Source organism: Vulgatibacter incomptus, from assembly GCF_001263175.1.
In the GTDB taxonomy this organism is placed as follows: domain Bacteria; phylum Myxococcota; class Myxococcia; order Myxococcales; family Vulgatibacteraceae; genus Vulgatibacter; species Vulgatibacter incomptus.
The window spans coordinates 1,553,389-1,566,828 of record NZ_CP012332.1; the positions used below are offsets into that span (position 1 = coordinate 1,553,389).

The window sequence follows — 13,440 nt, forward strand, 5'->3', positions numbered from 1 at the left end:
ATTGCCGGAGCCGGGTACGCGTGTTAGCTCTGGCCGTCGTGCACCCGATCGTCGACGCTCTCGCGCGCTGCGCGCTCTTCAAGGACTTCTCGCCGACCGGCCTGGAGATCGTTGCCGCGATCGCCCAGGAGCGGGTGGTCCCCCAGGGCGCGTCGATCTTCGTGGAGAACATGGTCGGCGACTCCCTCTACGTGCTGGCAGACGGCTACGTGCGCATTTGTCTACGGGATGCGAACGGAAGGGACCGCGCACTCGGGGTCCTCGGGGAGGGAGACCACTTCGGGGAGCTCTCGCTGCTCACGCCCGGGGCCACGCGGGTGGTCTCGGCCATCGCGGAAACCGAGGCGCGGATCGTGGAGATCCGCCAGAAGGACTTCGCCAGACTCCAGGCGAAGAAGCCCCAGGCGTGTCTGAAGCTCATCCTCGCCATCGCCGCCGGCTTCGGGCGCAACCTCTCGGAGAACCGCGAGACCCTCCGCTCGCTGCTGCTCTCCGCTGCCTTCCGCTCCTCCTGATCGGCCTGGCGTTCTCCGCCACTCTCTTCGCCACAGGGGCGCGGGCCGAGATCCCGCGGAGTCACTACTGGATCGACGCCCGGATCTCGAATGATCTGAGCCTGATCGAGGGCGACCTCGACGTCGAGGCCGTGAACGACACCGGCCGCGACGTGGAGGAGCTCACGCTCTGGCTCTACCCCGAGGCGTTCACCTCCCGCCTCGAGGGAATCGCCTCCGGGAACCGCAGCTTCTACCAGCCCTTCGGCCCGGGGGAGGGCGGCGTCTCGGTCTCCCGCATCGAGATCGCAGGCGTGAGCCAGGAGGGCGAGCTGGCCGGGCCTCCCGAGGCACCGCCCGGAACCGCGCTGCGGATCCCCCTCGCCGCGCCCCTCCGCCCTGGAGAGAGCGCCAAGGTGCGCCTCGCCTTCGAGACCCGGGTTCCCCATCGCCTCGGGCCCTTCTCCGTCGCCCATGGCGTCCTCACGGCCCTGGGAGCGTGGCACCCCTACGTGACCGCCGGCGCCCCCAATGCGGTCGAGCCCATCGATCGGCGGCCGCGGGCGGCCGATTGGGACGTCCATCTCGCGCTGCCTCCCTACATGTCCGCCTTGGTGGGCGGCGTGCAGCCCGACGCCGCCGGCAACGTCCTATTACGCCGCAGGGAGTGGGCCGACCTGATCGTGCGCCCGATCACCCTGACGCCGGTTCCCTTTCGACACGGGGCGCTCTGGCCCCTGGAGCGTCCGCCGGCGCCTCCGGAGCAGGATCGCGCGATCCCCGATCCCCACCCGCTGGGCTCCACCTGGGTGGGCGACACCCTCGCCGAGCTCGTGGATCGGCTGGAGCGATGGGCGGATCTGCAGGGCGACATCCCTCCCGCCACCGAGCCCATCCACCTGGTGATCGTCCCGATCGGTGCCGAGATCGCCCTCGCGTCGCCCGGCGTCGTGGCGGTCTCCCACCTCGCGTACAAGGTCACGCCGTTCCCCGTGCTCCTGCGCTTCCACGGCAAGGCCATCGCCCGCGCGTACTTCACCCGCCGGCTCCTGCCCTTCGTCCGGGAGCGGGAGGCGCCGGGGATGGTGCCGCAGGTCGCCGACGCCCTCGCGTCGATGTACGCGGACCGCTTCGCCGAGCAGGTCCTCGGCCAATCCTTGAACGCGAGCGGCATCCTCGGCGTCTTCGACTTCGTCCCGTCGGTGGACGACTTCCTCCTAGCCCCGAGAGCGCCTTCGCCCACGTCTACTTCCAGCCGGTGGCCGATCCGATCCCGGTGCGGGACGAGCCCTGGACCTTCAACAACCTGGCGCCCAGGGGGAAGCTGATGAGGGAGAAGCTCGAGGACCTCTTCGAGCTCAAGCTCCCCGACCTCTTCCGCCGCTACCTCGCGCCACGAAAGGACTGCCCGGAGCCCCCTCCGACGGCCTTCGAGGCAGGGACTTGCAGCCTGGCGCAGGTGCTCTCCGAGGCGACCGGCGAGGACATGCTGGGCTTCATGCTCGCCTGGACGCTGCGCCTGCCGAAGGAGGATCTCCGAGTCCGGATCGTCGCCAGGGAACCCCTGGCGCAAGGCGGCTATCGGAGCACGGTCGAAGTGAGGCGCCTCGGCGACACGCCCCCGGAGGTGATCGAGACGGAGGCCCGGGACGTGGACGGGAACCCGATCCGCCTCACCTGGAAGGCGGCGGTGGGGGAGCCGAGCCACCTCTTCGACGTTTACGGCGATCAGCCGATCAACTGGCTCCGGGTCGATCCGAGGAACCGGGTCTTCCAGACGCCGGCAGAGGAGGGCGAGCTCGCCGCCCTGGGCGATCGGGTCCCGGCGCGGCTCCAGCCCTTGCTGACCCGGCTCTCGATCTCCTATTCGGCGTCGGGCCGCAGCCTCTTCGGCGACGTGGACGTGGTCTTCCGGCCCAGGGAGGCCGTGCACCGCAGGCTCCTCATCGGCGCCAGCTACCAGGCCTCCAGGGTGCAGCTCCGCTCGGCCCTCAGCTTCGGCTACGGGCGACTCCTGGGCGCGGCCCGCTACACCAACAACTTCGGCGTGGGGCTCTTCGCCGACTACCTGCGGGCGAAGTTCGCCGACAGCGAGGCGCCGGACGGCTTCGCGGTGGGCCCCGTCTTCGGCTACTCCTTCGACGATCGCGCGGAGGCGCTGGCGCCCAGGCGGGGAACCGCGATCTTTGCCGGCTTCCGGCCGGCGGTCTCCGCGACCCACGGCGGCGAGTCCGCGTTCTTCGGGCACATCCAGGGCTCGGTGATCCGCCTCGTGCCGCTCTCCTACACCCAGACCCTCGCGCTCCGGCTCAAGGGGATCGAGCTGGCGGGACAGCCTCCCTTCCAGAACCTCGTCTCCCTGGGAGGCTCGGACGAGGCGCTGCGCGGCTTCTCCTTCGAAGAGGTCCTCGGCAGGAGGCAGCTCATCGCCTCCGCGGAGTGGCGTCACTCGTTCTTCCAGGACATCGACATCGATCTCGGCTTCGCCCGGATCCGCGAGATCGGCGGGGCGCTCTTCGCCGACGTCGCCGCGATGGGAGGGATCGTCCGGCCCCACAACGAGGAGCAGGGCCCGCCGAGCGGCCTCTTTGGCGACGTGGGCTTGGGCGTCCGGCTGGAGTACACGCTGTTCGGGGTGCGCCCGCTGCTCCTCGCGGTCGACGCCGCGCTACCGTTCGGCCGCATGCCGACGAACCCGCCGCTCTTCCCGATCACCTTCACCTTCCGCGCGGGCCAGGCGTTCGCAAATCCGTAGGCAGGCGAGGGCCCGTCGGGCCGGGAACGAACCGAGGGGGGTGCGGGTTCGCCTTGCGCCGGTGATGCGGGGCTGGGTAGCCTAGCGCGCTTTGCGGGGGACCGACCCTCGCCCCATGGCCCATGGCAAGGAGCTGAACCACCGATGCTTCGCACGTTCTCCAGCCTGGCCGCCGCTGCGGCCGTCGCCCTGCTTCTCCCCGCCACCGCTTCCGCCCAGGATTGGGCCAGCTCGGTGTACTCCGAGGGAGGCGTCGAGCTCCGGATCGACGAGCGGATCTTCACGCTCTTCGCGGCGTTCAACGACATGGGGCTCGACGACGCACCGGTGACCCGCCAGGATCCGATCCCGAAGCGCGAGTTCGACCCGGTGCGCCGCCAGGTGCGCGACGCGATCCTCATGTCCCCCGACCTGCGGGCGAAGTTCGAGGCCTTCTTCGACAAGAACCCGCTGCCGGTCCGCACCTACGCCGCCTACACGCTGGCCCTCGGCGACGCCCCGACGTTCACCGCGCCGGCCAAGCTCCCTGTGGGCACCGAATCCCTCAAGGGCTTCGAGGCGCTCCTCGCCGAGTTCTACGGCAAGGCGCGGATCAAGGAGATCTTCGCCAAGCTCACCGCCCCGCAGCGCGAGGTGCTCAAGCGGTTCTCTCCCGCCGTGGACAAGCCCGTTGCCGAGGCCCGCGCGGTGATGAAGACCAAGGAGACCGACGCCTCGCCGCAGGTTGTGGTCGTGGTCAACCTCCTCGACGGTCGTGGCTCGGCCCACGGCATCCAGGTGGGCGACGAGATCTTCCTCGTGGTGGGTCCGGCCGCCGCCGGCACCGGCCCAGTCGACTCGCTCCCGATCGCCAGGGCCTTCGCCCGCGCCGAGCTCGAGGCCATCGCGAAGGGGAAGGGCAGCGCCCTCAAGGGGGGCAAGGAGCTCCTCCGCGAGGTCCAGGGCAACTACGCCGTGGGCTCCGCCAGCGTCGAGGACTACGTTGCCGAGAACCTCGCCCGGGTGGTGGCCATCAAGGCGGCCGTTCCCTCCGAGGAGATGAGCAAGGCCATGGAGGACGAGATGCGCAACGGCTTCCTGCTGGTCCGCGAGCTGAACCGCGGCATGGCCATCTACGCCAAGGCCACCAAGCCCCTGGACGCTTTCATCGCCGATTTCCTCCGTGAGATCGATGTCGGAAAGCTACCGCGTCTCTAGGCGGTTCGAGGAAACGTGGAGCAGTTCCTACTCGAGTTTCTGGGATCGGCGTCGGGGCCCGTGGCCTACGGCCTCATTTTTGGCGTTCTCCTCGCATGCGGGCTCGGTTTCCCGCTACCGGAGGACGTGGCCCTGATCACCGGCGGCTACCTGGCCTACAAGGGCCAGGCGAGCCTCGTGGTGATGATGCTGGTTGGATTCGCCGGGATTCTGGCCGGCGACTCCCTGGTGTTCCTGCTCGGCCGGATGGGCCGCAGGGCCCAGGGGAGGATGACCAAGGGGCTGCTCGCGCGGCACCTCACCCCGGAGCGCATCGCAAAGGTCGAGGCCCAGTTCGCGAAGCGCGGGCCGATGATGGTGATGATCGCCCGCTTCCTCCCGGGAGTCCGGGCGGCGACCTTCTTCGTCGCGGGTGGCGCCCAGATGAGCTACTGGCGCTTCCTGGTCTACGACGGCCTGGCGGCGCTCCTCTCGGCACCCCTCTTCGTGCTGGCCGGTCACCACTTCGGCAAGCAGATCAACCACGTGATCGGCTGGGCGGAGGAGTTCCACACCTGGCTGATCGGCGCGACCGTCGTCGCCATCGTGGGCTTCGCGCTGAAGATGGCGCTCGGAAAGAAGAAGCCGGCCGCCAAGCCTGCGGAGGGCGCGGCGGAGACGGTGGCGACCGCCGTCCCGTTTCCCCAGCCCCCCAAGGCGCCCGCGGCCCAGGCCCGCGCCGAGGAGGAGGAGCGGGCGCTCGGTTAGCCCGCGCGGCTAGACGTGCCCGTCGCCTCGCGGCGACGCCAGCCCGGCCCGAGGAGTCGTTCGGAGGGTGCCCCAATGGCCCTCCGGAGACCTTCGTCTCCGGGCTGTCGATTTTCGGCCATCGTCGTTTGACGGAAAAGGGGCCGTTCTGTATAGACGGAGGCCCTCGCGACGCGGCCCTTGCGCAATCCCGAAAAGGATGGAAGAGGCGACGGCGCAAGCCGTGTTCGGAGAGGACCATCGCGGCCTCTCGCGCGCCTGCGCCAGGCCGCCCGGAGGTGCGCCGGTGCTGGACCCCAACAAGATTCAGGAAGCCCTCACGTTCGACGACGTCCTGCTCGTTCCAGGCGAAAGCGACGTGATGCCGCGCGAGGTGGAGACGACGAGTCGCCTCACCCGCGGTCTCCAGCTCAACATCCCGCTCGTCTCCTCGGCGATGGACACGGTGACCGAGTCCCGTACGGCCATCGCCATGGCGCAGCAGGGCGGGATCGGCGTCATCCACAAGAACCTCTCGATCGCCGATCAGGCCCTCGAGGTGATGAAGGTCAAGAAGTTCGAGTCCGGGATGGTCGTCGACCCCGTGACCATCGAGCCGGACGCGCCGCTGCACCGGGCCGTCGCCCTGATGCGGGAGAACGACATCTCTGGCATCCCCGTGACCAAGGCCGGCCACCTCGTCGGCATCCTCACCAACCGCGACCTCCGCTTCGAGCGCAACCTCGAGCAGCCGGTCGAGAAGGTGATGACCCGCGAGCTGGTCACCGCCCGCGAAGGGATCACCCAGGACGAGGCGAAGGTGCTCCTCCACGAGCACCGCATCGAGAAGCTGCTCGTCGTGGACGAGGAGCGGCGCCTGGTCGGCCTGATCACGATCAAGGACATCGAGAAGACGCAGCGGCACCCGAACTCCAGCAAGGACGCCTTCGGGCGCCTCCTGGCCGCCGCCGCCGTCGGCGTGGGGCCGGACCGCGAGGAGCGGATCCACGCCCTCGTCCAGGCCGGCGTCGACCTCGTGGTGATCGACACCGCCCACGGCCACTCCCGCAACGTGATCGAGGCCGTTCGCGAGACCCGCAAGCTCTTCCCCGACATCCAGCTCGTCGCCGGCAACGTCGCCACGGGCGAGGCCGCCAAGGCCCTCGTCCAGGCGGGCGTCGACGGCGTCAAGGTGGGCGTCGGCCCGGGCTCCATCTGCACCACCCGCATCGTCGCTGGTGTCGGCGTGCCCCAGCTCACCGCGATCTACGAGGCGGCCAAGGCCTGCGCCGAAGCCGACGTCCCCGTGATCGCCGACGGCGGCATCAAGTACTCCGGCGACGTGGTGAAGGCCCTGGCCGCCGGCGCGAACACCGTGATGATCGGCTCGCTCTTCGGCGGCTGCGAGGAGGCGCCCGGCGAGGTGATCCTCTTCCAGGGCCGCTCCTACAAGCAGTACCGCGGCATGGGCAGCGTCGGCGCCATGAAGGCGGGCAGCAAGGATCGCTACTTCCAGGGTGACGTGGAAGAGGAGATCAAGCTCGTCCCCGAGGGCATCGAGGGCCGCGTCCCGTACAAGGGGCCCATCGCGATGATCATCCACCAGCTCATGGGCGGGCTTCGCGCCGGCATGGGCTACGTGGGCTGCCGCAACATCGAGGAGCTCCGCACCAAGCCCCGCTTCGTGCGGATGAGCTCCGCGGGCCTCCGCGAGAGCCACGTCCACGACGTGATCGTGACCCACGAGGCGCCGAACTACCGCCGAGACTGATTCCTTCGACGAACGCAGCTCCATCGCGGGCTGCCCGCGGGAGCCGCCACATGGCTCCCGGGGCCGCCCGCGAGTCGATCCAGCACCGAGAAAGGGCTCGCCGCCTAGAGGCGAGACGCGAAAGATGAGCGACATCCACGCCGAGAAGATCCTGATCCTCGACTTTGGCAGCCAGTACACGCAGCTCATCGCGCGGCGCGTCCGCGAGATGCACGTCTACTGCGAGATCCTGCCTTGCACCACGAGTGAGGAGTCCATTCGCAACTTCGCGCCGAAGGGGATCATCCTCTCCGGTGGCCCCGCCTCGGTGGAGACCGTCGGCAGCCCGGTGGCGCCCCAGGTCGTCTTCGACCTCGGCGTGCCGCTCCTCGGCATCTGCTACGGCCTCCAGTACCTCGCCAAGGCCCTGGGCGGCCGGGTGGGGCGGGCGCCCCAGCGCGAGTACGGCCGCGCGCCCGTGAAGATCGAGGCGGCCTCGCCGCTCTTCGAGGGCTTCGACGTCGGCGAGAGCTGCGACGTGTGGATGAGCCACGGCGATCGGGTGGAGGAGCTGCCCCCGGGCTTCCGCGCCATCGCGGCCTCGCCGTCCTCGCCGCTCGCCGCCGTCGCCCACGTGGAGAAGCCGATCTTCGGCGTGCAGTTCCACCCGGAGGTCCACCACTCGGCCCGCGGTAAGGAGATCCTCCAGAACTTCCTCCGGATCTCCGGCTGTACGGGCCAGTGGAACATGGCCTCGTTCTCCAAGACCCTGGTCGAGCAGATCCGCGCCCAGGTCGGCTCGGGCAAGGTGATCTGCGCGCTCTCCGGCGGCGTCGACTCCGCCGTGACCGCGCTCCTCATCCACAAGGCCATCGGCGACCAGCTCCACTGCATCTTCGTGGACCACGGCCTGCTGCGGAAGGGCGAGCGCGAGCAGGTGCGCGAGGTCTTCCAGGATCGCTTCCACGTCCCGCTCGAGGTCATCGACGCGAGGGCCCGCTTCCTCGGCAAGCTCGACGGCGTCACCGACCCGGAGCGCAAGCGCAAGATCATCGGCCACGAGTTCATCGAGGTCTTCGACGAGGCCGCCAAGCGCGTCGGCGACGCGAAGTTCCTCGCCCAGGGCACCGTGTACCCCGACGTGATCGAGTCGATCTCGTTCAAGGGTCCGTCCGCCACCATCAAGAGCCACCACAACGTGGGCGGCCTCCCCGAGAAGATGAACCTCGCCCTGGTCGAGCCGCTGCGCGAGCTCTTCAAGGACGAGGTCCGCGAGCTCGGCCGCGAGCTCGGCATGCCCGAGCACATCGTGAACCGGCAGCCCTTCCCGGGGCCGGGCCTCGCGATCCGCTGCCTGGGCGGGCTCACCGACGAGCGCCTCGAGACCCTGCGCGAGGCCGACGCCATCGTGCGCGAGGAGGTCGCCGCCGCCGGCCTCCACGACCGGATCTGGCAGGCGTTCGCGGTGCTGCTCCCCGTGCGCTCCGTGGGCGTCATGGGCGACGAGCGCACCTACGACGAGACCTGCGCCATCCGCGCGGTGGACTCCGTGGACGCCATGACCGCCGACTGGTCGCGGCTCCCCCACGAGCTCCTCGCCAAGATGTCCACCCGCATCTGCAACGAGGTGAAGGGCATCAACCGCGTCGTCTACGACATCTCGTCCAAGCCTCCCGCCACCATCGAGTGGGAGTAGGTTAGGGCGTCGTCCTCGCCAGGGGCCCTCCGGGGCCTCTGGCTCGAAGGGCGGCTCGAAGGGCGGCTCGCACGGAGCGTGAAGCAGCGTTCGCGCGTAGTGTAGGGTCCATTGCCTCCGTGCTACGCTCGGTGAATCCCAGCGTTCGGACAGAGGCCACCGATGAAGACCCTCGCTGTCGTGCTGTGCGCAGCCGCTTCCGCCTGCATGATCCCTCGCGTCTCGGCGGCGGATCCGAGGGGTAGCAGGTCTTCGAACGCGGAGAATCGGGATGCGAGTCGGGAGGCCGATCGAGTCCTTCTGATGTTCGGAACCGGCTTCCCGGAGATGTTGCACCTGGAAGCAGACGTGGCGCTCACGCGGTACTTGGCCGCGACCGGGCGGATCGGCGGGTTGCCAACTTTCTTCTTCAGCGCCTCTGCAGGGTTGCTCGGGCTGCTGCCCCTCTCCGCGGATACAGCCTTGATCCCCCGGCACGCGCTGGGCCTCGGCGTAGAGCTGTCGACGACGGCTATTTGGGCTGGCGAATCCTACGATAGCTGGACACACGAGGATCTGTTCCCCAACTCCTCCAGTGGCCCAACCGTCTCGGCGGGTTACCTCTACACCGCTTCAAGCGGCTTCCACGTGCGCGTGATGGGCGGCGTTTTCGTCTCGACGTGGGGGAACCGCGTCGGTATGGGCAATCTGCGCGTCTCCTTGGGCGGCATCCTGTAGCGGCCTCGCTCGGCGGGTACAGGCGCCTCCGTGATACGCTCTCTTCATCCAGCGTTCGATCGGAGGCCGTCGATGAAGGCCCTAGCCGTCGTCGTGTTCGCAACCGCGTGCATGATCCCTCGCATCTCGAGCGCGGAGCCGGCAGGCACCGCGGCTTCGAATGCGGAAAACGCGGACACCGTTCCAGCGACGCGGGAGACCGATCGGGTGCTCCTGATGGCCGGAACCGGCTTCCCCGAGTTCTTGCACGTGGAAGTCGACGTGGCGCTCGCGCGGTACCTGGCCGTGACCGGGCGGGTCGGCGCATTGCCGCCCGTAATCTTTGAAGCCTCGGCAGGGTTGCTCGGGCTCCTGCCCCTGTCTGCGGATACGGCCTTGATCCCCCGGCACGCGCTGGGTCTCGGTGTCGAGCTCTCGACGATGTCAGCCAAGTTCGGGAGCGACCTCGAGCACCGGTCCGAGGACCTGTTCCCAGATGCCTCCCACGGCCCGACCGTCTCGGCGGGATACCTGTACACCTCTCGAAGCGGCTTCCACGTACGCGTGATGGCCGGAGCCTTCCTGGCGATGTGGGGGCACGACGACCAGAACTGGCTGAACCTGCGCGTCTCCTTGGGGGGCCTCCTGTAGCGACTCTCCGGCGTTTCATCCGGCTCGGAAGGTCGCACCAGCCCTTGGTGGCAGGAAAGATTCCGCCGACGAGTCCGTGATACGCTGAGTGAAGCCGGCGTTCGAACGGAGGCCACCAATGAAGACCCTCGTTTTCGTGCTGTTCGCAGCGATGGCTGCGTGCGTGATCCCTCGGGTCTCGAGCGCGGATCCGGACCCGGACCCGGCTGAGGCGGGTAGGGCGGCAGATTCGTCAGCGTATGACCGGGAAGCTGGCCGGGTCCTATTCCTAGGGGGCGTCGGCGTCCCCGATGTCCTCCACATCGAAGCAGACGTGTCGATCCTGCGGTACTTGGCGGTGACCGCAAGGATCGCCCCCTTTGCAGCACCACTCATCATGAGCGGCTCAGTTGGACTGCTTGGATTCCTGCCGCTCTCGGATGATACGGCCGTGGTCCCCCGCAACGCGCTGGGCCTCAGCGTCGATTTTGCGGCGGTTGGCTTTGGCGGCGAACGCGCCGACGGCGGCCCTAGCGGCGAAAGCGGCATCGGCCCAATCGTCTCGGCCGGATACCTCTTCACCTCCCAGAGTGGCTTCCATTTTCGCGTGATGGGCGGAGCGTTCCTCCCGACCTGGGAGACCCGGGGGTTCGACTTTCCCAAGGTGGCCCTGCGCCTTTCGTTCGGAGGTCTTCTGTAGCGGCGGCACTCCAGGTCGATCGCATGTCGGACGGACCTCTGTCGTGGGCCAAGGATCCTGCGACGATGATTATGGGGCGGCGGCTGACCTGACAGAGGCCTGCAGGGCGGTTGCTGCGAATGGCTTGCCATCCGCAGATTGTTGGCTGTACGACGACGGCCCGAAACCCTCCGCCCGGCTGCCCCTTGAGCTTTCTCTCGATTCTCCTCCTGTCCTGCGGTCTTGCGATGGACACGGTCGCCGTGGCCGCAGCGCGGGGCCTAGCCGCCTCGAAGATCCGCGCGCGGGATGTCGCCCTCGTCGGCGGGCTCTTCGGTGGATTCCAGGCGTTCATGCCGTTGATCGGCTGGGCGATCGGCAATCAGCTCGGGCCACTCGTGGCCACGTGGGGACCTTGGCTGGCCTTCGCGCTCCTGGGCGGCATCGGCGGCAAGATGCTCTGGGAGGCCCGTGGCACTGGCGCGGACGCGGAGGAGGGTGCCAAAAGCGCCGCGGGAGAACCCTTCGGCCTCCGGGTCATGCTCCTCCTCGCCGTGGCGACCAGCATCGACTCGTTCGTCGTCGGGATCACCCTGCCGATGCTCGATGCACCCCTCGTGCTCTCACTCCTCACCATCGGGATCACGACCGCCGTCCTCAGCTCCGGGGCGCTCCTCGCCGGCAGGCACTTCGGCGGGATCTTCGGGCCACGGCTCAATGCGTTCGGTGGTCTCGTCCTGATCGGGCTCGGGGTTAAGGCCCTCGTCGAACACCTGGCCTGATCGCCTGCTCCTCAATCTTTGAGGATCTTTAAGATCGTCTCTCCGAATCGAGCTGGGACCATTAAGGGTCTCAAGGCTCTCGGAGGTAGAGATGAGATCGAGGTATTGGCTCCTGGGCATCTCGCTGGCGGCCGCGCTGGCGGCTTGCGGCGATGACGCGCCCCGGAACACGGGCGGAAGCGGAGGCGATCCGGGTGCCGGCGGGACCGCGGGCGACCCGGACACGGGCGGCACCGGAGGCTCCGCGGGCGATCCGGGCCCGGGTGGGACCGGCGGCGGCGAGCCCGCCGAAGGCGAGGTGTGGATCAGCCGCGACGGCTTCTGCCTCGACTGCTTCTCGATCCAGGTGAAGGAGGTCGCCGAGTACTACGCCTCCGTTCGCGACGGAGATGGCAACGAGATCCCCGACCAGGAGGTGAGCTGGTCCAGCTCCGATCCGTCGATCTTCACCGTGGACGGCGGGGTGGTCACCGCCCTGCGACCGGGCGAGGCCGAGCTCGTCGCCACGGCGGGCCAGCGCAAAGGGGTCCGGAGCCTTCGGGTGCGCCGCCTCCCCGTCGTCTCCATCGAGATCGTCCCGAGCCGGCTCTCCCTCGCGGCAGGAGAAGAGGCGTCCGTCTCGGCAATCCCCCGCAACGAGGACGGGGAGGTGGTCGAGGACGTCGAGCTGCTGTGGATCGTCGGGAACCCGGCCGTCGCCGACGCAGAGCCAGGCCTCGTCCGCGGCGTGGGGGAAGGGAGCACGCCGCTCTTCGTCGCCAGCGTGGAAGACAACCTCGAGGGCACCGCCCGGATCGACGTGAGCGCCGCGCAGCCGCGCCCTGCAGGCGCTCCGTTTGGCGCGATCTCGGTCGGAACGAACTTTTCCTGTGGCCTCGATCCCGCCAGCAGGGGCCTCTGCTGGGGATGGAACTACTGGGGGCAGCTCGGGCGAGGCGCCTGGTCTGACGAATCCTTCCCCACGCCCGCCGCCGTTCGGACCGACCTGGCCGACGAGCCGAACCTGGTCTTCGACGTGATCCGCGCCCAGGAGGGCCACGCCTGCGCGCTCACGCCGGGCGGACAGGCCTGGTGCTGGGGCTCGAACGGATCCGGCGAGCTCGGCGTCGTGGAGGACCTCACCGGCTTCGGCGGCGTCGCGGTGCCCATGCCGGTGCTGCAGCAGGGCCCGTTCTCGAGGATCGAGCTCGGATACGACTTCACCTGCGCCCTCGATTCCGACTCGAAGGCCTGGTGCTGGGGCATGAGTGGCGACGGTGCCCTGGGCCTCGGCGGAGGTCTGCCGGACAAGGTCCCGGTTCCCCGCAAGGTCCTGGGGGATCGCACCTTCCTCGACCTCGGCGCCGGGCTGCAAACCACCTGTGCCATCGACACCGCGAACCGCGCCCTCTGCTGGGGCAACAACGCCACCGGCTCGCTCGGGCTGGGATCGGACACCTGGGAGGCCCTGGTGCCCACCGAGGTCCACGGCGACCACGCATTCCTCTCGATCGCCCATGGATCCAACCACGTCTGCGCGCTCACCGGGGCCGGCGAGGCCTGGTGCTGGGGCGACAACTCCTCGGGGCAGACGGGCAGGGAGCCGACCTTCTCGAGCTGGACCGAATACGAGCCGGTGCCGGTTCCCGGCGACCATGCCTTCGTGGCGATCGCCGGAGGCGCGCATCACAGCTGCGCCCTCGACGACGTGGGGCGGGCGTGGTGCTGGGGCAACAACCTCTACGGCCAGCTGGGCGACGGCACCCTCGCCGACAGCCCGTTCCCGGTCGAAGTGGCCGGCGGCCACCGCTTCCAGGCGATCGCGGCGGGCGGGAGCACCACCTGCGGCATCCGCTCCGACGGCGCGGCCTATTGCTGGGGATCTGGCCACCTGGGCATGAGCGGCGCGGGCTTCGATCTGAACCTCGCGTGGGAGCCGTGGCCGGTCGCCGAGGAAGAAGGCAGATGAGCGGGGCCGGGTCCATCGGCCAGTCGTCCGATGGACCCGACCAAGCGCCTCGACCTTGCCGGGGATGAACCGGATCGCTTCCCGGGG

Annotated in this window: 12 protein-coding genes; all 12 read left to right on the forward strand. The window is 69.1% G+C overall.

All coding sequences use genetic code 11. The features are described 5' to 3' along the window. The first annotated feature begins 20 nt into the window (after positions 1-20). Positions 21-515 (forward strand): cyclic nucleotide-binding domain-containing protein, encoded by a 495-nt coding sequence (locus tag AKJ08_RS06320; protein ID WP_240475453.1) that lies wholly within the window; start codon positions 21-23, stop codon positions 513-515. Between the two features lie 131 nt (positions 516-646). Then, positions 647-1,822, forward strand: a complete 1,176-nt coding sequence (locus tag AKJ08_RS06325) for a hypothetical protein (RefSeq protein ID WP_050725292.1) — start codon at positions 647-649, stop codon at positions 1,820-1,822. Further along, positions 1,753-3,249, forward strand: coding sequence for a BamA/TamA family outer membrane protein (locus AKJ08_RS06330; RefSeq protein ID WP_050725293.1), 1,497 nt, complete (start codon positions 1,753-1,755; stop codon positions 3,247-3,249). The genes AKJ08_RS06325 and AKJ08_RS06330 overlap by 70 nt, the downstream gene beginning before the upstream one ends. Before the next feature lie 144 nt (positions 3,250-3,393). Next, the gene (locus AKJ08_RS06335; protein WP_050725294.1) at positions 3,394-4,446 is read left to right on the forward strand and encodes a hypothetical protein; all 1,053 of its coding nucleotides are present in this window, start codon (positions 3,394-3,396) and stop codon (positions 4,444-4,446) included. 15 nt (positions 4,447-4,461) lie between these two features. Beyond that, positions 4,462-5,193, forward strand: a complete 732-nt coding sequence (locus tag AKJ08_RS06340; protein WP_050725295.1) for a DedA family protein — start codon at positions 4,462-4,464, stop codon at positions 5,191-5,193. Between the two features lie 286 nt (positions 5,194-5,479). After that, on the forward strand, positions 5,480-6,943 hold the full coding sequence (guaB, locus tag AKJ08_RS06345) for an IMP dehydrogenase (RefSeq protein ID WP_050727454.1): 1,464 nt from the start codon (positions 5,480-5,482) through the stop codon (positions 6,941-6,943). Between the two features lie 124 nt (positions 6,944-7,067). Next, a complete protein-coding gene (gene guaA / locus AKJ08_RS06350) occupies positions 7,068-8,618 on the forward strand; it encodes a glutamine-hydrolyzing GMP synthase (protein ID WP_050725296.1) in 1,551 nt (516 codons plus the stop codon). Between the two features lie 162 nt (positions 8,619-8,780). Continuing rightward, the gene (locus AKJ08_RS06355; protein ID WP_157370527.1) at positions 8,781-9,335 is read left to right on the forward strand and encodes a hypothetical protein; all 555 of its coding nucleotides are present in this window, start codon (positions 8,781-8,783) and stop codon (positions 9,333-9,335) included. 72 nt (positions 9,336-9,407) lie between these two features. Continuing rightward, entirely contained in the window at positions 9,408-9,965 is a 558-nt protein-coding gene (locus AKJ08_RS06360) for a hypothetical protein (RefSeq protein WP_050725298.1), read from the forward strand. Between the two features lie 118 nt (positions 9,966-10,083). Then, the gene (locus AKJ08_RS06365) at positions 10,084-10,644 is read left to right on the forward strand and encodes a hypothetical protein (protein WP_050725299.1); all 561 of its coding nucleotides are present in this window, start codon (positions 10,084-10,086) and stop codon (positions 10,642-10,644) included. Positions 10,645-10,871: 227 nt separating this feature from the next. Continuing rightward, the gene (locus tag AKJ08_RS06370; protein WP_240475454.1) at positions 10,872-11,405 is read left to right on the forward strand and encodes a manganese efflux pump MntP; all 534 of its coding nucleotides are present in this window, start codon (positions 10,872-10,874) and stop codon (positions 11,403-11,405) included. Between the two features lie 91 nt (positions 11,406-11,496). After that, positions 11,497-13,353 (forward strand): RCC1 domain-containing protein, encoded by a 1,857-nt coding sequence (locus tag AKJ08_RS06375; RefSeq protein WP_050725301.1) that lies wholly within the window; start codon positions 11,497-11,499, stop codon positions 13,351-13,353. The last annotated feature ends 87 nt before the right edge of the window (positions 13,354-13,440 follow it).